This is a genomic window from Paenibacillus pectinilyticus (assembly GCF_001700435.1).
In the GTDB taxonomy this organism is placed as follows: Bacteria; Bacillota; Bacilli; order Paenibacillales; family NBRC-103111; genus Paenibacillus_E; species Paenibacillus_E pectinilyticus.
This window is the reverse complement of the sequence record NZ_LYPC01000016.1, coordinates 63588-82836: the sequence shown is the minus strand read 5'-3', so window position 1 is coordinate 82836 and position 19249 is coordinate 63588. Positions and strand designations below refer to the sequence as shown.

The 19249-nt window shown below is 47.7% G+C and carries 18 protein-coding genes; 17 read left to right on the top strand and 1 reads right to left on the bottom strand.

What is annotated here, in order from left to right:
* Nucleotides 1-417: 417 nt before the first annotated feature.
* The 4 genes from A8709_RS12500 (at nucleotide 418) to A8709_RS12485 (ending at nucleotide 5835) form a co-directional block, all read left to right on the top strand.
* Nucleotides 418-2394, top strand: coding sequence for a glycoside hydrolase family 127 protein (locus tag A8709_RS12500; protein ID WP_065852733.1), 1977 nt, complete (start codon nucleotides 418-420; stop codon nucleotides 2392-2394).
* Between the two features lie 160 nt (nucleotides 2395-2554).
* A complete protein-coding gene (locus A8709_RS12495; protein WP_065852822.1) occupies nucleotides 2555-3961 on the top strand; it encodes an ABC transporter substrate-binding protein in 1407 nt (468 codons plus the stop codon).
* A gap of 72 nt (nucleotides 3962-4033) precedes the next feature.
* The gene (locus A8709_RS12490; protein WP_065852732.1) at nucleotides 4034-4969 is read left to right on the top strand and encodes a carbohydrate ABC transporter permease; all 936 of its coding nucleotides are present in this window, start codon (nucleotides 4034-4036) and stop codon (nucleotides 4967-4969) included.
* Nucleotides 4966-5835, top strand: coding sequence for a carbohydrate ABC transporter permease (locus tag A8709_RS12485; protein ID WP_065852731.1), 870 nt, complete (start codon nucleotides 4966-4968; stop codon nucleotides 5833-5835). Before A8709_RS12490 ends, A8709_RS12485 begins: the two co-directional genes overlap by 4 nt.
* Before the next feature lie 225 nt (nucleotides 5836-6060).
* On the opposite strand, the gene A8709_RS12480 is transcribed toward A8709_RS12485, so the two are convergent.
* On the bottom strand, nucleotides 6061-7149 hold the full coding sequence (locus A8709_RS12480; RefSeq protein WP_065852730.1) for a stalk domain-containing protein: 1089 nt from the start codon (nucleotides 7147-7149) through the stop codon (nucleotides 6061-6063).
* A gap of 189 nt (nucleotides 7150-7338) precedes the next feature.
* On the opposite strand from A8709_RS12480, the gene A8709_RS12475 reads away from it, so the two are divergent.
* The 13 genes from A8709_RS12475 (at nucleotide 7339) to A8709_RS12425 (ending at nucleotide 18721) form a co-directional block, all read left to right on the top strand.
* Nucleotides 7339-8496: a YhgE/Pip domain-containing protein gene (locus tag A8709_RS12475; protein WP_065852729.1), complete on the top strand. Its 1158-nt coding sequence runs from the start codon at nucleotides 7339-7341 to the stop codon at nucleotides 8494-8496.
* A gap of 18 nt (nucleotides 8497-8514) precedes the next feature.
* Complete coding sequence (locus A8709_RS12470) at nucleotides 8515-9102, top strand: TetR/AcrR family transcriptional regulator (RefSeq protein ID WP_065852728.1); 588 nt, start codon at nucleotides 8515-8517, stop codon at nucleotides 9100-9102.
* A gap of 15 nt (nucleotides 9103-9117) precedes the next feature.
* Nucleotides 9118-10092, top strand: coding sequence for a PfkB family carbohydrate kinase (locus A8709_RS12465; RefSeq protein WP_065852727.1), 975 nt, complete (start codon nucleotides 9118-9120; stop codon nucleotides 10090-10092).
* A gap of 677 nt (nucleotides 10093-10769) precedes the next feature.
* Nucleotides 10770-11477: a CpaB family protein gene (locus A8709_RS12460; protein WP_065852726.1), complete on the top strand. Its 708-nt coding sequence runs from the start codon at nucleotides 10770-10772 to the stop codon at nucleotides 11475-11477.
* 79 nt (nucleotides 11478-11556) lie between these two features.
* Complete coding sequence (locus A8709_RS12455; RefSeq protein ID WP_084224879.1) at nucleotides 11557-12795, top strand: CpaE/TadZ family protein; 1239 nt, start codon at nucleotides 11557-11559, stop codon at nucleotides 12793-12795.
* A gap of 23 nt (nucleotides 12796-12818) precedes the next feature.
* Entirely contained in the window at nucleotides 12819-14354 is a 1536-nt protein-coding gene (locus A8709_RS12450; RefSeq protein ID WP_065852725.1) for an ATPase, T2SS/T4P/T4SS family, read from the top strand.
* 104 nt (nucleotides 14355-14458) lie between these two features.
* Nucleotides 14459-15283, top strand: coding sequence for a hypothetical protein (locus A8709_RS12445; protein ID WP_141692514.1), 825 nt, complete (start codon nucleotides 14459-14461; stop codon nucleotides 15281-15283).
* A 12-nt stretch (nucleotides 15284-15295) separates the two neighbouring features.
* Nucleotides 15296-16195 (top strand): hypothetical protein, encoded by a 900-nt coding sequence (locus tag A8709_RS12440; RefSeq protein WP_084224878.1) that lies wholly within the window; start codon nucleotides 15296-15298, stop codon nucleotides 16193-16195.
* Between the two features lie 22 nt (nucleotides 16196-16217).
* A complete protein-coding gene (locus A8709_RS34520; protein ID WP_167357069.1) occupies nucleotides 16218-16367 on the top strand; it encodes a hypothetical protein in 150 nt (49 codons plus the stop codon).
* A 16-nt stretch (nucleotides 16368-16383) separates the two neighbouring features.
* Nucleotides 16384-16530, top strand: coding sequence for a hypothetical protein (locus tag A8709_RS34515; protein WP_167357068.1), 147 nt, complete (start codon nucleotides 16384-16386; stop codon nucleotides 16528-16530).
* Nucleotides 16527-16952 (top strand): hypothetical protein, encoded by a 426-nt coding sequence (locus tag A8709_RS12435; protein WP_065852723.1) that lies wholly within the window; start codon nucleotides 16527-16529, stop codon nucleotides 16950-16952. Before A8709_RS34515 ends, A8709_RS12435 begins: the two co-directional genes overlap by 4 nt.
* Nucleotides 16953-16995: 43 nt before the next feature.
* Nucleotides 16996-17451, top strand: coding sequence for a hypothetical protein (locus tag A8709_RS12430; RefSeq protein WP_244163171.1), 456 nt, complete (start codon nucleotides 16996-16998; stop codon nucleotides 17449-17451).
* Nucleotides 17452-17542: 91 nt separating this feature from the next.
* Nucleotides 17543-18721: a M24 family metallopeptidase gene (locus tag A8709_RS12425; RefSeq protein ID WP_065852721.1), complete on the top strand. Its 1179-nt coding sequence runs from the start codon at nucleotides 17543-17545 to the stop codon at nucleotides 18719-18721.
* Nucleotides 18722-19249: the final 528 nt, after the last annotated feature.

Below are 19249 nucleotides of genomic sequence, written 5' to 3'. Positions count from 1 at the left end.
TTTCTTATAGATTTACCTGGCATAGTGAGGTTTTTAATAATAAAGAGCCAATGACCTTAGTAATCGGAGGTCACAGGTTCTTTGTTAGCTTACTCGTCATATAACGCGTCTTCATTTGCTAGCATGTCAACTTGTACAGAATTTGCCGCAATTTGATATAAAAACGTAAGAGATTAGGTATTATTCCGGATAATAAATCTCTCCCCTTCGCCGAAGAACGCATGCCACAATCTATGAAATCAGGAATCGGTGGTGAGAGAAAAGGTAAGAAGAGGTCCCATTTGGGATATTTTCTATTGGTTGTAATTTTTAAAAAAGTGGTTGATAATGCTTAACTAAAACTATGATATCCCATGTATTATAAATATAGCGCTTTCAAAAAAAGGCGGAATTGATAAAAGTAAAGGGGTATACTTGATGAGTAATATATCCATCTCAACACTCGTTCAATCGAAGAACGTGATCATCCAGGATGAATTCTGGTCCCCTTATATTTCATTGATTCGCGATGTTGTCGTTCCTTACCAGTGGGAGGCGCTTAATGACCGAATCGAAGGTAACGAGCCGAGTCACGCCATCCAGAATTTCAGAATTGCTGCCGGATTGGAGCAGGGCGACTTCTACGGCATGGTGTTCCAAGATAGCGATGTGGCCAAGTGGCTCGAAGCCGTCGGTTATCTTTTAGAGCAAATGCCGGATCCCGATCTGGAAAAGGTAGCGGACGAAGTCGTCGATCTAATCGCTAAGGCGCAGCATGCGGACGGATACGTGAATACTTATTTTACATTGAAAGAAACGGCAGGCAGATGGACGAACCTAGCGGAGTGCCACGAGCTCTACTGCGCGGGCCATCTGATCGAAGCGGCGGTCGCCTATGAGAAGGCAACAGGGAAGAGCAAGATTTTGGACGTGGCTTGCAAGCTTGCCGACTGCATCGATGCGACATTCGGTCCCGAAGATGGAAAGATCAAAGGGTATGACGGACACCAAGAGGTCGAGCTGGCGCTAATGAAGCTCTACAGAGCCACTTCGAACGATCGGTATATGAAGTTGGCGAAGTTCTTCTTGGACGAGAGAGGGCAGAGTCCCCACTTCTACGACTTAGAGTTCGATCGCCGCAATGGTGAGACACATTTCCAAGCGCTGAAGATCGCCAAGGACAAATCTTACAGTCAAGCGCACATCCCGATTCGAATGCAGCAGACGGCTGAGGGTCACGCGGTGCGGGTCGTATATATGTGTACGGGTATGGCCGACGTCGCTGCTGCGACTGGAGACGAGGAGTTGCTGAAGGCATGCCGGGCTCTCTGGCATAATATCGTGAACAAGCGAATGTACATTACGGGATCGATCGGCTCGATGTCTTACGGCGAGTCATTTACGCTCGATTACGATTTGCCGAATGATACCGCTTACGCTGAAACGTGCGCATCAATCGGTCTCATCTTCTTCGCACAGCGCATGCTTCAGATCGAGCCGAGAAGCGAATACGCGGACGTCATGGAGAGAGCGCTATATAACACCGTTATCGGGGGAATGTCTCGCGACGGACAGCACTTCTTCTACGTGAATCCATTGGAAGCTTGGCCTGATGCAAGCGGTAAGAATCGGAATTTCGATCATGTGAAAATGGAAAGGCAGCGATGGTTCGGCTGCGCTTGTTGCCCGCCTAATATCGCTAGACTGCTTGCCTCTCTCGGCAGCTATATCTACTCGTTCCATGGGCATGCCCTTTATGCTCACTTATATATTGGGAGTCAAGTCATGGTGGAGGTAGATGGCAGCACCGTTAGGCTCACCCAACATTCCGAGCTGCCTTGGAACGGTAACATCAGATTCGAGCTGATGATGGATGGGCCCAAAGTCTTCTCGTTGGCTCTTCGGATACCAAGTTGGTGTGAGTCTTGGAATGTCAGGGTTAACGGGCAACCGGTAGTGGAATCGGATATGCGCTTGTTTAACGGTTATCTTCATCTCGAACGGGAATGGAACGCCGGCGATATCGTCGATCTGCTTCTACCGATGAACGTTAGTCCGATGAAAGGCAATCCGGAAATTCGAGAGACCGTAGGTATGGTCGCCATTCAGCGAGGGCCGATGGTGTACTGCCTGGAGGAAGCCGACAATGGCAGAGGGCTGCATAAGCTGATTATCCGTCCGGGCTTCGAAGATCAAGTTAGCTTCGATGAAAGCTTGTTAGGCGGACTTCTTACCATCGACTTAACCGCTTATCGGATCCAAGACGAAGGCTGGAAGGATCGACTGTACCGGATGAATGCCGAGGATCATTTAGAAGCGACAACTGCCCGATTCATCCCTTACTTTGCTTGGGCGAACCGAGGAAGTGGCGAGATGAGAGTGTGGATCAGAGAAAATACGGTTTTACCCTCATGAGGTGCAAGAATAAATAACGATTGGTGACTCTGGTTAAGGAGGGAAGGGAGCAGCCAACAGTATAACCATCTTATAGACAGATGAAATAATCCCTGCCAACGCGGGAGGAATCAAGGACTGACGACGAATTATATATGATGGAGGGGTTAATGTGAAGACAATGAAAAAAGGATTCATGTTTAGCGTGTCTATGGTCTTGATCTTAAGTATGATGGCAGGATGCTCCACGAATAACGATAAACCGAGCGCATCACCAACTGGAGAAGCGGCCACGAAAGCACCGGAAACGGCGACGAAGGCTCCTTCCACAGAGAAGGTTAAGATTACCTATTCGATGTGGGGAAGCGAGGCTGAAGGAAACAAAACTCAGGAAGCTGCAGACAAGTTTAATGCTTCCCAAGACAAAATCGAAGTCAAAGTACAAGCGATTCCTTGGGAAAACTACATGACCAAGCTGAATACGCAGGCAACGGCGGGTCAATTGCCGGATACGGGGATTTTAAAAGAAGATGGCGTCATCCAGTGGTCTTCTGATGGCATGTTGAATGATGTAAGTTCTATGTACGCAGGAAGTGACAGCAAGCCACTTGATAGCCTAGCGTACAAATATCAAGGCAAAACCGTAGCCTATGCCGCTGCCAATGAAATCCTCCTTCTTTATTACAACAAAGACATGTTTGACAAAGCCAAGGTACCTTATCCTCCATCCGCACTAGATAAAGCATGGACATGGGATGAATTCGTAGCAACGGCCAAAAAGCTAACGATTGACAAGAATGGCAAGCATCCTGACGAGGCAGGCTTCAATGCGCAAAGCATCGTTCAGTATGGTGCATCCGTCGAAAATCTGGCATGGCAATTGGAAGCCTGGGTGATTAGTAATGGCGGCGGCTTCTATTCGGCTGACGGCACAGAGGTGAGAATCGGGGAAGATGCTAGTATGGAAGCGATTCAAAAAGTCGCGGATCTGTACTTGAAAGACCATGTTGCCCCGTTGTCTGTCGGACAGACCGATGATGGTATTCAGCGTACTATCATTGCTGGAACGGTTGCCATGGCTACGAACGGTGCGTGGAACGTAGGAACTAGCTTGAATGCGGCTAAGGATGCAGGACTGAAATATGGCGTAGCCGTATTACCTTACTTGAAGGATAAGGTTACCCTCAACACGGGCGGTGCCAATGTCGTATTCTCCCAGACAAAGCATCCGAAAGAAGCGATGGAATGGCTCAAATGGTACAATGCCGAAGAAAACAACTGGGGACTTATCTCATCGGGCATTTGGATGCCAACACTGAAAAAATGGTATACGGATGAAACGCTTACACATAAATGGGTCGACAATCCGAACTTCCCTCCTTATAACGAATACAAGTCCGCTGTAGTTGATTATGCGCAATCCTCAGCTGCGAGACCGGCTTCTTGGTTCTATACGAATCATACGACAGATTTTAACACCTTGTTGGGATCGACTTTGGGGGATGTATGGACCGGGAAAACGACCGCCAAGGACGCCATTACCAAAAATCTTCAAGCTTTGAAAGCAGCGAATAAAGGCACAAAATAACGTATAGGAAGGATGACCGCCAAGAACAAGCAAGCGACGGTCATCCTTCAAATATGAGGTGGGGAGAAAGATATGGAGACCATTATTAAACCCATTACTAAACCTCAGCGACGCCGTTCCCGCTTGCATTCAAGCGAAGCACGCGTTGCTTACATATGCATGATTCCGGCAATACTCGGACTGATTTTCCTTACCTATCTGCCTCTTCTTGGCGTGTTGGGCATCAGTATGACGAATTGGACGGGACTTAAAAATCCCCAATTCGTCGGCTTCAGTAATTATATAACGCTATTTACCACCGATCCTTATATTAAAGATTCCATTATAGCGACGCTCTACTTCGCATTTTTATCCGTAGCCGGAAGCATGATTTATTCACTTTTCGTCGCCATGCTCCTGAACCGTAAAATTCCGGCAAGAGGTTTTTTCAGAGCTGTATTCTATGTGCCTTTCGTGTTGCCTGCTGCCGCTATATACGTAGGTTGGTCCTGGCTGTACGAGGCGAATTTTGGTTTCTTCAATTATCTCCTCTCCACAATCGGATTGAACAAAGTTCTCTTTATTGCGGATTCCAATTACGTCATCCCCTCTCTCTCTTTGATTGCGGTTTGGCTGTCGGGGAACTTAATCGTTATTTTTTTGGCCGGGCTTCAAAGCGTGCCGAGTGTCTATCATGAAGCGGCTGAAATGGATGGCGCGAACGGATGGAATCGCTTCCGGCATGTCACCTTGCCTTGCATGACGCCGATCATCTTTTACAACCTGCTATTGAGCCTGATCGCTAATCTCCAAGTCGTTACGCCGGCCCTAGCTCTGACCAATGGGGGACCAGGCAATTCTTCCCGATTCATGACATACCTGATGTATGATCAAGCTTTCGTCAATTACAAGCTGGGTTATGCCTGTGCGACGACCTTCATTATTTTCGCCATACTTGCCGCTTTTACTGCCGTTTTGTTCAAGACGTCGAAACGGTGGATCTTTTCCGAAGGAGACGAAGATAAATGAGCGAAGTCGTATATGCCAGATTGAAGAGCAAGAAACGCAGTGAACGAATGATGAACGTGCTTACGCTTATAGTGGTCATTGTACTAGCCCTCATCGTGCTCTTCCCGATCTGGTGGATATTTCGTACGTCTCTAATGACGAATCCCGAAATCTACAAATACCCGCCATCTCTCTTACCGAAAAATTGGTTGTTTTCTAATTATGAAAAAACGTTAAAGATATTTAAATTTTGGAGATATTTATGGAACACAATGGTAATTATCGTTCCTTCGTGTTTGGCGGGAACATTCACGGCTACCTTGTGCGGTTATGCCTTTGCAAGGCTGCGGTTTAAGGGCAAACAATTGATCTGGATCCTTTGCGTCGGTTCTATGCTCTTGCCTGCCATGGTTACGCTCATTCCCCTGTATATTGGATGGACACGAGGGTTGGGGCTCCATGACAGCTATCTGCCATTGATTCTGCCGTATTTTTGCGGCGGCGGCGCTTTTAATATCTTTTTGATCAGGCAGTTCATTCTCTCCATACCGAGAGAACTCGACCAAGCGGCAACGATTGACGGCGCCGGGTACTTCCGCATTTTGTTCAACATTATTATGCCGGCGATCAAGCCCGCTATGATCGTTGTCGCATTGTTTATTTTTATCGGCTTATGGAATGATTTGCTCCAACAGATGATTTACATTAATTCGAGCGATAAATTCACCATAGCGTTGGGGCTAACCAATTTTAAAGGTCAATTAAAGCAAGATTGGTCATTGACGATGGCGGCCACGTGCCTGTCCTTTGCTCCAGGCGTCATTTTCTACCTGATTGGTCAAAAGTATTTTGTAGAGGGAATCACGTTGACCGGGTTGAAAAGTTAACTGAACTGCCTTTTTCGAGTGATTTGGCCTATGAAAACCTCTGGTGTTGGATAAGTAACAAAGCGATGGTACTTCAATAGTGGGATCGCCAGCTGCCGCGCAGTCTGACGGTCCCTATTTTAATTTTTAATTACATTAATTTAGTAACTAATAAAAAATGTATATGTGAAAATAAAAGCCATGAGATTCAACGGAGGTTGAATTTCATGGCTAGTTAGCATTCGTTTATTTTCTAATGTTGAAGCCAACAAAAGCTTTTGTATTGAAATCGAACACAGCTGTTAACGGCCCAAGAAGCTGATCTTGATCTGTGTTGTAAGTAACCGTCAGGAAATTGCCGTTTGCAGCTTGAACGTCTGCGAGCAATTTCTTCTGCTCGTCAGTGGAAGCTATTACGCTAACTTCTTTCGAGGAAACGATTTGAACGACTGCTTCGTCTTGTTTAGTTGTAATATGGGACGCTTGTTCTTTCACTTGCGCCCATGCCAAGTTACGGTATTCCTGCGCTGTCTCTGGCGGCATTTTCGGTGAGGTTGTTACAGACGATTGAGCCGGAACAACGAGAAGGAATACTGGGCTTTGTGGAGGCAGGCTTCTCGTTTCAATTGGACCATAGTAGGCTTTTACTTTCATGCCAGTTTTCAGATCTTCCCAATTCACGGATTCTCCTTGAGACGTCAGGACACGCGTTTCTTTACCACCGTTAAGTACCAGATTATCGCCCAATTGGACTTGCCAGCCGTCATCCGTATGTTTCACTTCTTTAATCGTATCTTCTTTGACCAATCGGTCTGCTTGGACGTTAATGCTTACAGCATGGGCTTGACCCGGATAGCTCATCGCCATTGCTGGACCGAAAGCAGCATCGATTTGAGTACCGGCTTTAAGATCGGCTGCAGTTAGCGTTTTGCCGTCTAAGCTCTTAATCGTAGTCGATTTATCTACAGTTAAAATAACCCATGTGCTGCCGAGCAGCTCAATGCGAGTATTACCGTCTTCCTTAGCTTGTACGCTGACGATCACACCCGATGAACGCATCAGGTCAGCCGCTTCCGCTCCGTTTAGCTCAATCTCTTTATTCGCTTCGTCATAACTCACCGTATATCCAAGTTGAGTCGCAGCGTCGCGCACAGGGAGGTACGCTTTGCCATCAATATAAACAGGCGTTAGCGCACTATCTTGTCCGTTAACAAGAATCTTTACATCTTTTTGCAAGTAACCTGTGACCTTTTCTACCAGACTCTCAGCTCCGACAGCGGCTGTTGTGCCGAGTAACCCAGCCAAAGTTAGTATAACAGTTAGTTTCTTCTTCATAATGATAAGGCTCCTTCCGATGTTCAAAATGTAGCGTCAATCATGTTGACAATCCATCAGACGGAGGTCAGTTCCAATATGTTGCAGTTGATCGTATTTTAGTCTCAAGTCATTATTGACATTTAGCCTTATTCACCATATTATTAAACAATCGTTTTAAATGATTGTTTAATAAAGAGGAGTGGTTACATGAGACAGGCAATAGCTGCATTTTTAAAACCAGGAACAACCAAAGTAGGGATCATCACAGCGATTACGTTTCAATTGCTATTTAGTATCATCTGGATGACGGGGTATGCAGGAGTATCCGATAATACGAAGAATTTGAAGATTGCCATCGTTAATGAAGATCAAGCTATGGGCAGTAAAATCGTGCAAAACCTGCAGAGCAATCTTCCGTTCCAAACGGAGGTAATCGCTTCAAATGAGGAAGCACAGAATAAGCTTAATGCGCGTGACGTGCAGATGGTTATGCATATTTCACCGGATTTTTCGAAAAAGCTGCAAACACCCGGACAAACGGCACCCATTGCCTACACAGTGAATGAGTCAAACCCGTCCATGACCAAGTCGATCATGCAGGCTGTGGCGGGGAACATTACGGCTACGGTAAATAAAGAGGCTGTCGCGGCAGGCGCATCCGCTGTTCTCACACAAATGAACCCGCAGCTTCCCGCTGATCAAGCGGCACAGATTGCACAAGGGCTAGCGAGCAAAGTAAGCTCGGACATTCAAAGCACCAACAAAGTGAAGGATATGCCGAACCAAATGCTGCCTATGATGCTAGTGCTAGCTTCAATCGTAGGTACGATGATCATGGGTATGAACTTCAGCGTTTCTACAAATCTCATTGGGGCTTCCCTTTCCAAAACGCAAAAAATGGCCGCACGGATCATCATCACGGTAATCGCTGCAGTTGTTGTTGGACTGATTAGTGCGATCATGGTCGTCTCGCTAGGAGGTCATGTGGATAAAGGCTTTGCCGCACTTTGGGGCTTCGAATCGTTATTTTTATTAACCTTCGCGTTGGTTGCACAAATGTTTTTGACATTGTTTGGGAACGCAGGTATGCTATTTAACATTGCGATGTTATCGTTGCAGCTGGTCTCTTCTGGAGCGATTGTGCCAAGAGAGCTATTGTCGAATTTCTATCATGCTATCAGCAATTTCTTTCCTGCGACTTACGCGGTGAATGGGTTGATGAACATTTTATTCGGCGGGCCCGATGTAGGCAGCGAAGTTGGCTATTTACTACTGATTGCTGGAGTTGCGCTCGTCATTGATATGCTGGTTGTAGTTGTTAAAAAGGTAAAACCAGCCGTCAGCCAGACTTCGCTTAACGCTTAATTTAGGAGGACGCAGTGCATGGTTCAACATGATTCAGATATGAAAATGAAAATCGTGCTAGCCGCGAAGAAGCTGTTCGCGAAGCATGGTTACGATGCAACTAGCGTTCGTCAAATATGTGAGGAGGCCGGGGCCAATGTGGCTCTGGTTTCCTATTATTTTGGTGGAAAAGAGAGCGTTTTCCATGAGATCTTTCGGCAGTTTTTTCCACATGGCAAACTAGTGGATTTCAATGCTGTCGAAGATCCTTTAGAAGGAATGCGGCGCGTTATTCAAGAAGTTATACAGATGCGAAACGCGGATCCTGAGATGATCAGCCTCATTCAAATGGAAATTATCATGATTACTCCACGTGTGGAGGAAATGAGAGAGCTGGTTTTTCCACTGTGGAAAAAAGTCAGAGATTTATTGGACAAGGGTAGACAAGAGGGTTTCTTCCATTTTGAGTCGCTAGATAGCACGTTGATGTTCGTACTAGGGGCGATGTTCTTTTATAAGCAGAGGGAGTTTTTTGAACCATTGTTTACAGATGAACGACCCAATATGGAAACCTTAATTGGACAAACGACATCGTTTATTATGCTTGCGCTAGGCTATCACACATAGAGGGGAATGGTCGTTATGGGGAAAAGCACCATCGTATGCTTAGGTGAGTTGTTGATTGATTTCGTGCCGGAGGTCAATGGCGAAGCGCTGGCTGACGTGGCCAAATTCGGCCGGGCGGCGGGCGGAGCGCCGGCTAATGTAGCAGCGGCGGTCGCCAAACTGGGCGGCGACGCAAGGTTTATAGGCAAAATCGGCCGAGACCCCTTCGGCGATTACTTGGTGCGCACGCTTCAGGACGTTGGCGTGCAAACGGCTGTGCACCAGACCGATGAGGCGAAGACCGGTCTGGCATTTGTTTCGCTGCGCGCGGACGGTGAGCGCGATTTCTTGTTCTTCCGCGACCCGGCGGCGGACATGCTGCTGCGCGCAGACGAAGTCGAGTCGCAGTGGCTCGAAGATGCCGCGGTCTATCATTTCGGCTCGGTGTCCCTGATCGCCGAGCCCTGCCGTACCGCCACGCTTGACGCTGCGCGGCGAGCAAGAGAATACGGTGCATTGGTGTCGTACGACCCCAATGTCCGGTTAGCCCTGTGGCCGAGCGCCGATGCGGCTCGGACGGAAATCCTTGCGCAGCTAGGGCTGGCGGATGTGGTCAAGGTCAGCGAGGAGGAAATCGAATTCCTCCTCGGTGTTGACGCGACCACAGGTGCGCAGCAGCTGCTGCAAAGCGGGCCCAAGGTGATCGTTATCACCTTGGGGGCGCAGGGCTGCCGCGTCGTAACCGCGCGGCAGGATGTCGTGATCCCCGGCGTGCCTGTGGCAGCCGTGGATACGACGGGCGCCGGCGATAGCTTCGTCGGCGGCATGCTCTTTCAGCTGGCGTCGCTGGACGCTACGCCAGCCACGATCGTGGACGCGCTGGCTGAGCCAGGCGCGGCAGAGCGTGTTTTCGCCTTCGCCAACCGCGTCGGCGCCATCACCACCACACGCAGGGGGGCCATTCCTGCGCTGCCAACAATGAATGAAATTAATGAGGGTATGCAGCCTTAAGCTGTATACCCTTTTTTTTCAATTTCATACGACTTAGCTGCGGGTTAATTAGTACGTATCAAGTAACGCTATACCTTTAACGGAAAAAAATTCTGAAAGCCAACCAACGTCGATCAAACTTACATCCTGTTGTATCTGCAAGCTTACCTTGGCGAGGGTAGAAGTGAGATGTCATTTGACCCGAAATTCTGACGTAACTACAAGATTAACTGGGCAATGGCGGAGTAAGCGGGATCGTTCGAATCGAATTTCTGTGTTATCTACAAGATTAACGGAGTTGTATAAGTTGGGAAATGGAGCCGACTGTTGTAAAAGTGAATACTATTAATCTCCTGAGTGGAAGGGATAGTCCGAATAGCTATCTTATGTTGAAGTAATCCAAGGAATATACTCATGGCTCAAGTTTCATTCAGTTAGGTACAGGGAGAGTTGTCAATTGATAGAGATGCTAGTATTTCTGAGTCAAAGGGATAGTGTGAGTAGAGGGGTAGCTTGTACACCGTAAATGAAAGATGACAGAATTCTGTAAATAGATGTTGAAATTTGGAAGTTAATATGATATTTTAATTATATTGTTTCGAACTTAGTATAGTTTGATTTGCGAAGAACGCAAATTTCGGAGATGGTTTTCCGAGGTTTGCGTTCTTTTTGTTTTGGGATTGAGAGGAGGTGATCGATTGAATCGCAGGAGAAGCCTGCTGATTAGTGTAGTTGCTGCGGTGCTAGCAGGACTGCTGGTGTATGGTGTGTATGTACTGCAAGTGAACCAAGTCGAGATGCAGCAGACGGTTCAGGTCGTGGTTCCGAAGGATTTTATTCGTGCGGGGCAGTTGATTCGTGATGATATGGTCGAGCTCCGGGCAATACAGAAAGGGGGCTATACGGAGGGGATGATGACGCAGACGAGTGATGTTGTGGGTCAGGAATCTCTGATTCCTCTAGGTACACAAGAACCGATTTTACAATGGAAAATGAATCGGTATCACTTACTGCCGAATGAGCAACAGGCGACTTTTCAAATTCCTAAGGAATATTTACTCTCTGTTTCTAATGGCATCCGTGCGGGCGATCGTGTTCGTATCTATGTGTCAGGGACTGATGGAAGCTCACGAAGGATTTTTGATGAAAAAGAAATTACAGTTGCTTCTGTAAAGTCCTCAGCCAATGTGGAGGTAGACAATCCTAAGAACTCTAATCTCCTATCTAAGGTCGACGGCGATCAACAAAAGATGTACACCTCTCGGATGGAAGCCAATGGCGCGATTGACCAGATTAATTTGAATTTAACGGAGAAGGAATGGCTTCAAATCGATCAGCTGTGCTCCTCGAAAAAAGCGAAACTGGTCATCGCCTTCAGCTCGACGTCGATCCTTACAGATAAGTAGGGAGTGGGGGAAGAGGGATTGAAACTAAGATTAAGAATAGGAATGAGCCATGAAGGCTCAAAGAGAGAGGTGAGGCAAGGTGCAGATCGGCTTAGTCTCGACGGATCAGCGATTGATTGATGAGCTTACGAATGTCGTTTATGCCCAGACATTTGGATGGCGAATATTTTCAGATGCGAATGATTTACTACCTAAAGGAACGGTAAGTGATAGTTACTCACACGTCATTATTTCGGATCGAGATCTATCGTATGGGGAGCTTGAGGAGCTTCTTGAGGGCTTGCAGGGGCAAGATCCTGTTATGAAAATCATTGTGCTGCTTTCCAATTATCATGAGGCCTCGATCAATGAGAAATATGTGAAAATGTGCAAGTTGATGCAGCTGGATTATATTTTGCCGGGTCGCAGTACGGCTGTGATTGCAGACGATATTCGAGCATGGGTCGATGGGATGAATGGCAGCCATTCACAGCAGATGCTGTCGGGTAAATTAATTACTTTCGTTGGGTCTACACCGAATATTGGCACGACGTTAGCGTCATATGGCGTAGCGTGCATGTTAGCGATGGAGACATCGAAGAAGGTCGGCTATCTCTGTCTAAATCTCAAAAGTTCCAAGCTGCATCGCTATTTGGGGCGGGAGGATCACTTTTTTACGCTGGATGGCCTGAGAGCGGAGCTGAAGGCGCAAAGCCTAACACCGGAGCGGTTGCTGCATGTGTGTGATAAGCCGAAGGAGGCGCATGGGCTGCACATTTTATACGGGAATATGCTGCGTGAGCAGGCTGAGTTCTTTACACCAGCGGAGATCATTCACTTGCTGCGAGTGGCGCGAGGCGCTTTTGACATCTGCATTATTGAGGTGAGTGCGTATTGGGACAATGCGGCAACAGTAAGCGGGTTGCTCGAAGCAGATAGTAAAATCGTCGTCACGACAGGAGATATTGCCCATTTCCAAGAGGATTTCTCGAGGTGGATTAGGCAGGTTGGGTCTGTTTTTGGCTTGCAGCCCGATGCTTTCGAGTTGATGGCTGTTCAAACGGATCGACATGCGAAGCAGAGTGAATTTACGATCAAAGATATTCGCAAAGAAACACAGCTGCATCTCATTGGACATGTTGCAAGACATGCGGATGCGCTCGCTCGCTGTAACCAAGGGAAGTTGATGGAGTTACTAAGCCCTGGCCACTCGATGCATCATGAGGTGAAAGCTGTGGCACGTAAGTTTGCCGATTTTTATAAGCTGCCTAGAAAGATGAACATCCGGGAAGAAACGTGGTTTCAAAAACTTATCGCCGGTAAACGTGCGGTCAGTTAAATCAATCACAGGAGGTGAAGGGAGTGAGCGGAAAAAGGTTCTCGATGATTACCTATATGCATGAACGCAGGACAGAGGAAGCTGTAGTAGGCTTACAGCATTTTTCGGGTTCACACGCAGTTACGGGGCTGCATAAAGCGAACGAAAGAGGTAGCTTAGGAGAATTTACGGGAGATCCGGGAGAACTCACGCAAGATGCTCGGGCAAATGGAAATAACCAAGAGCCATTGGGCGAAGAGATGCTTTTTCAACAATGGGTGCAAGAAATTCGCAGTGAGCTCGTTTCCCTGAAAGGCCGGTCGGAGAGCGAAAAGCAGCTCTATAATGAGACGCTGAATCGCGCCATTCTGGGCTATGAAGAAGATCGAGGCAAGCTGCTGGCGATTATTCACGACCTCGTGTCGAAAAGAAGACTTTCCGACATCCCGCCTCGGACGAGCGGGTATACGACATTGCCAGAGGCGATTTTTGCCGAAATTATTGGCTTAAATGTCCTTGAACTTGTTCTTAAACAGAAGGAAGGTCTGGAGGAGATTCAGGTTGTGGGGAGGCAGATTTTTGAGGTGCGTGGCGGAATGGCCAGACCTTCTCACTATGAACTGCCATCTATCCGTGAATTAGAGCGAATTCAACAAAATCTTGTGCTATTTAACCATGATACGCTGAACCCCCGAAAACGATGGGCCGAGGTTGTACTCCAAGATGGCTCACGCGTGACGATGACGGGCTTTGGGTTCACGGCAGAACCGACCCTAACGATCCGATTTTATACGGTAAAAAGATTTGATTTAGCCTCACTAACCTCGCCAGACCTCGCTACAATGGATAACCGCATGGAGATATTACTTCGTTGTTTCATCCGCACATATTTCAATCTGGTCGTTATTGGACCGACAAACTCCGGAAAGACAAATTTAATCAAAGCGATCATCGCTGAAATGGACGATAACGAGCGTATTATCACGATTGAATCTCGATTTGAATTGAATTTAAAGCGAGATTTCCCGTATAAAAATATCGTCGAATACGAAATTGACGAAGAAGATCCGAAACACTCGGGTTTGCAGGCTTTTAAACTGGCGTTAAGACAGTCTCCGAAACGGATTTGTCATGCGGAGATCCGGGACGAGGATGCGAATTTATATGTTCGCGCTTGTACACGCGGTCATGAAGGCAGCTTGACGACCGTCCACGTGAGTGAACTGGAGGATGTGCCGGATGCGATCACAGATATGTGCATGCTGGATGGCAGAGGGATGAACTCGCAGCGTTTGACGAAGCGGATTACGGAATTTGTGACACATATCGGCATCGAAATGCGGGTAGTTCGGGGCAAAAGAAAGATAGTACGAATCGTCGAATATCGTTATGAAGATAAATGCGTTTTCGTCACGAATCTAGCACGTTATGACAACTCGACAGACAAATGGACATTTCCCGGGAAATTGTCGCTTCATGCATCGCGAAGAATTAGAAGGGCAGATGAGGATAGTTATTCGCTGTTGATGCAGCACGGATTTATCGAAAAAGAAGGGGAAGAAGGCGATTTAAGGGAGTGATTTTCGCCAAATATGTCTTTCTCTTGTTGTTATTTATACTTGTATATGTAGGTTTCCAAGCCCTTCTGGAGGTCCTGGTTCGCCAACGGAAGGCAAGATTTCGTTTGCATTATGTCAAAAATGCCACAGTCGGTGCAAGATTAAGCGCATATTTGGAGAAAAATAGCAGAGCTTTTAAACATATTGAAGATTTGCTGGAATCTATCGACTCTAAACTGAGTATGCGGGCGATGTTGACGATCAGTGTCATTGGGATGTTATCTGGTTTGTTGGCGGGGATTTTGTTTTTTGCAACGGTTAAAGGAGCAGTTATTATCACGACGATTGGCAGTTCACTGCCGTATTTATTGCTCCGAGTGAAGCTGGTTAGTGTCCGATTGCAGACGAGATTAGAGTTTCTGCCCGCTGTGGAAGTCTTTTACCAGTACTACATGATGGATCCGAATCAAAATATGAAAATTGCCTTAAAGTATTGCCTAGAGGAAAATCGTATTCTTTATCCGATAAAGCCTGTTTTTGAGCAATTGTATCGTCATTTAATGACGCAACGGGATACCGAAGAGAGTTTACGGATCTTTTCTCTTACGCTCGGCCATAACTGGGCGGACTATTTTACCGGCATTATGCGGGTTGCGTTGAAAGAAGGCAGTTTTGTTGGCGATAGCTTGAAGGAGCTTATCACGGATATGCGCAAGGCGCAACGTTTCGATCAAATGGAAAGAAATCGGCTGTTGGAGATACGGATTGCGAATTTTACGCCGATTGGGTTTCTAGCCTTGTTTATGTGGATTAATTTCAAAGTGAATGCGGATAATGCTTATCTGTATTATGTGGTAGACCCAGCGGGTAGGAATATGATTTTGGATGCCCTTTTACTAATATTTGTCTCGTTTTTGATGGGGATTTACTTATCAATGCGAAGAATGTGAGGAGTTAATACCGTGATTTTGGTCAATACCCAGCTGTTAATGTTACAGTATGCCTCTCGGTTGCTATTATTTATTCTTTTTATGATGATGATCTACCACGGACTTAAGTTGATCCCGGCACGCAAGAGAAGATGGCGAGCTTGGCAAGTGACAAGTGCATTAAGAGAAGCCCAAATTCCTCCCTGGTTATATCAGATGTTAGGGATGAGCGCGAAAAAGGTGGAGGAAAAGCGACAACTGCTGTTAGCGTGCGGCTTTTGGCTGAATGCTAGCTTGTACGAGGCTGCCAGAAGGCTGCTTCTTGGTGGAGCGTTGCTAATCGGATGTATGTCGTATGCAGCTTTCAGGCATCCATGGTTTGCCCTGCATGTGCAGCCCGTTTATGTGCTTGTTGGCGCTGTGGTGACGTCAATCTTCTTATTTTGGGACAGGAAAGTGCTCATACAGATAAAAGAAAAACGATCTCAGCGCATTGTTCGAGATATCTATGCGATTAGCCGACAGCTCTTGTACTATAACGATTCACGTTTAAATTTGCACGATAAATTGTCCTTATGCGTCGGTCAAACGACGTCAATTCGCGCCCATGTTCAGCTGCTGCTGAATGAGTGGTATCAGGGAGCGGAAGAGGCCATTTCCCATTTTAAAATGAGACTTGGCACAGAAGAAGCGCATAGCTTTGGAGAAACGCTGAATGCACTCCGGTTGAATGAACATAGCGGCTATTACGAACTGCTGAAGCAGCGGATTCAAGATTACAAGGAAAAGATGGAATTGATTCGTGATAGTAAGAAGGAAACGGTATCGTATGTGCTGTTTGTTCTGGCAGGACTACCGATTCTGAATACATTTCGGGTATTTATGTACCCATGGATTGCCGAAGGACAACGATTATTTGACGCTATTAACTAAAAAGCGATGGGAGAGCGAGAAGATGAGAAATATTTTGGTAACGGTAATGATGATGATTGTGGTGGCACTCTTATTTACGACGATTATTAATGATGGATCAACAGGGATGAGGAAGAATATCGGAACCCATGGAACGACTGCCAATACGAACATAAATGCTCTTCAACCTTAGATATGGTTTGTTGTCTATGAGATCGATTCTTGTCACGGTGCTGCTGATGATTGTTGTCATCGGAATTTATATGGATATTGTAGGGGGAAGTACGGGGACACGCAGGCAGGTGAGTGATAGCGGAGCTAGGATTAATGGTTCGATTGAGCGGATTAATCCATGAAGCAGATCTTGGTGTTTATTCTATTTGCGACAATGCTTTGTTGGTTCATGTTCGCCCCCGTGTACAAGCACGTTATTATTGTTCGGCAGGCTGTATTGCAAAAGGAAGTCGATTATTTACTTGAGGTTGGTGCAAGTGGCAGTCGTGGATATATCAATGCAGCGATGATTGCGGAATCCAGGGAGCGTATGGAGGAAAGAGGCTTCGTCGCCAGCGAGCTGGCGTACGTGGTTGCCACCAACACGGGGGTAGCTGGGATGGATGCAAGTGCACCTGTTTGGAGAGGAACGGGCTTGCGGTTAACGATGACGTATCCGTATCACCGGCTTTTTGTTATCGATCAGCTCGTTGGTATCACAGTGCCATCTGCTTCTGATCGAATGGGAGCAACGGGCATGAAAATGAGTGAATATGTGCCTTGAGAGTTGAGGGAATGGCGTGTACAAGCTGCTATTAATGGTGTTAATGAGCGTGGTATTCATGTCGCTGTATGCCCTTCAAACAGATGAAGAGTTGGCGATGCATACCGTCTTTCAAGGAAAGCATGGGTTGAATGATGCGGTGCATGCGGCAGCCCAGCAAAGTGATGGGGCGAAGCTGGCACAAGGGATTCATTCGATTGATGAGACGAAAGCAAGGGAAGCTGCGCTGGCCTATCTACAAGCGAATCTACGATTAAATGAGGATAATGAGCCGCTGCCTGACACTTTTTTGAAGAGTAGAGTGGTGGTTGAGTTATTTAAGGTTGTGAATGAAGATACCGTGTTTCCTTACATGTATCAGGATGATCGTTTGGATTACTCGGTCACGCTGGAGCGACCTGGGGTCATTATGTTTATCCGGTTGGAGTTTCCGCGGACTTATGCGGTTTTGCAGCCGATTACGTGGGTGATTAAGTCTTCTGCGGAGATGGTTTATTAAGGGAGAGGAGGCAGCGACGATTGTGCGATAGAGGTTATTTCAATGTATAATGGGAGAAGGTGTGAATGACGGGAAATAGGAGTGGCTCAAAATGACAATTTTTCAGCAAAGGCAGCGATTGCTGCAAGATGAGATGCGTAAGCGTGGATGGTCAGGCTTCCTGGTCACGCAGAATGTCGATATATATTACTACTGCGGCTCGATGCAGACAGGGTTTTTATTTATTCCCACGGAGGGCGAAGCGATCTATCTCGTTCGTCGGAGTTTGGTCCGAGCGGAGGAGGAAGCAGCAGCGGCCGTCGAAGCGCTCGGCTCTTGGAAGACGCTCGGCGAGCGGCTTCGCGCGCGGGGAGGCGCAGCGGCGGGTGAGCCGCTGCGTGTGGCGATGGAGCTGGACGTGTTACCCGTCCAGCTTTATGTAAAGCTGCAGACCGCGCTGCCCGGCGCGGTCTGGGAGGACGGCTCACTGCTCGTGCGAGAGCAGCGCATGATCAAATCGCCGGACGAAGTCGCGGCGATTCGAGCGGCAGCGCGCGTCGTGGACGACGCGCTGGAGGCGGTCATCCCCCACATTCGTGAGGGGATGGCGGAGTTTGAGCTGATGGCGCTCATTGAGCATCAGCTCAGGCTGAGCGGGCACCAAGGGCTGATGCGTATGCGCGCGTATAATTCCGAGTTAATCACCGGAATGGTCGCGTCAGGCGCATCGGCAGCGGTGCCCACCTATTTTGACGGGCCGGCTGGGGGCACGGGGCTTCATCCGTCCAGCCCGCAAAGCTCAGGCCGCGCGCTGATTCAGCGCGGCGATCCGATCCTCGTCGATATCGGTTGCACCATCGACGGGTACTTGATCGATCAGACGCGCACGCTCGTGATCGGCGATCTAGACCCTGAGCTGCAGCGAGCCTATGACGTGGCGGAGGAGGTCCTCCGTGCCACGGAAGCCAGGCTGCAGCCTGGCAAGATCGCCGAGCATCTGTATCTGCTCGCGCTGGATCAAGTGAGTGAAGCGGGGCTTAGCCCCCACTTCATGGGGTACGGCGCTGACCAAGTGAAATTCCTTGGTCACGGGATCGGGCTCGAAATCGACGAGCTGCCCGTTCTCGCCAAAGGCTTCAAGTACCCGCTGGCGCCTGGCATGGTCATCGCGATCGAGCCCAAGTTCACCTTCCCCGGGCGCGGGGTCGTCGGGATTGAAGACACGTATCTGATCACCGAAGGTGGATACGAGAAATTGACGGTATCCCGTGGCGGGATACGCCATCTATAGACCGAACGAAGACCTTCGGGAATTCGTTGGCAGAACCCAGAGACCCCTTGCGGACTGTTTCTTCGGAAACAGCCGTAGGGCCCTCTGGGTATTTTTTTGTTTAGAAGGGAGGAGTACTACTCATAGCAAAACCTCCCCCCACTATCCCGTCCGCTCAGTCCAGCACTAGTCGAACCACTTCCTGAACTAACGGTATAGTGCCCAAAGAAAAACCTCCCCCCACTATCCCGTCCGCTCAGTCCAACGATAGTCGAACCACACCCTGAGCTAACGGTATAGTGCCCAAAGAAAAACCTATCCCCACCATCCCGTCCGCTCAGTCCAACGATAGTCGAACCACACCCTGAGCTAACGGTATAGTACCCAAAGCAAAACCTATCCCCTCGGCTCAGTTCAGCACTAGTCGAACTAGGATACGCACGTTACAAGCACATGATCCAAAAACGAACTATTGACACCAACTTGAAAACGCTTTATAGTTTACTTAACCGGTTAAATAAACAAAAAGGAGCATATTTTATGATAATT

Excerpts from the sequence above, each read along its gene's own strand:
- A8709_RS12500 (WP_065852733.1), top strand. The coding sequence starts at position 418 with ATGAGTAATATATCCATCTCAACACTCGTTCAATCGAAGAACGTGATC.
- A8709_RS12495 (WP_065852822.1), top strand. The coding sequence starts at position 2,555 with ATGAAAAAAGGATTCATGTTTAGCGTGTCTATGGTCTTGATCTTAAGT.
- A8709_RS12490 (WP_065852732.1), top strand. The coding sequence starts at position 4,034 with ATGGAGACCATTATTAAACCCATTACTAAACCTCAGCGACGCCGTTCC.
- A8709_RS12485 (WP_065852731.1), top strand. The coding sequence starts at position 4,966 with ATGAGCGAAGTCGTATATGCCAGATTGAAGAGCAAGAAACGCAGTGAA.
- A8709_RS12480 (WP_065852730.1), bottom strand. The coding sequence starts at position 7,149 with ATGAAGAAGAAACTAACTGTTATACTAACTTTGGCTGGGTTACTCGGC.
- A8709_RS12475 (WP_065852729.1), top strand. The coding sequence starts at position 7,339 with ATGAGACAGGCAATAGCTGCATTTTTAAAACCAGGAACAACCAAAGTA.
- A8709_RS12470 (WP_065852728.1), top strand. The coding sequence starts at position 8,515 with ATGGTTCAACATGATTCAGATATGAAAATGAAAATCGTGCTAGCCGCG.
- A8709_RS12465 (WP_065852727.1), top strand. The coding sequence starts at position 9,118 with ATGGGGAAAAGCACCATCGTATGCTTAGGTGAGTTGTTGATTGATTTC.
- A8709_RS34520 (WP_167357069.1), top strand. The coding sequence starts at position 16,218 with ATGAGAAATATTTTGGTAACGGTAATGATGATGATTGTGGTGGCACTC.
- A8709_RS34515 (WP_167357068.1), top strand. The coding sequence starts at position 16,384 with ATGAGATCGATTCTTGTCACGGTGCTGCTGATGATTGTTGTCATCGGA.
- A8709_RS12435 (WP_065852723.1), top strand. The coding sequence starts at position 16,527 with ATGAAGCAGATCTTGGTGTTTATTCTATTTGCGACAATGCTTTGTTGG.
- A8709_RS12430 (WP_244163171.1), top strand. The coding sequence starts at position 16,996 with ATGAGCGTGGTATTCATGTCGCTGTATGCCCTTCAAACAGATGAAGAG.
- A8709_RS12425 (WP_065852721.1), top strand. The coding sequence starts at position 17,543 with ATGACAATTTTTCAGCAAAGGCAGCGATTGCTGCAAGATGAGATGCGT.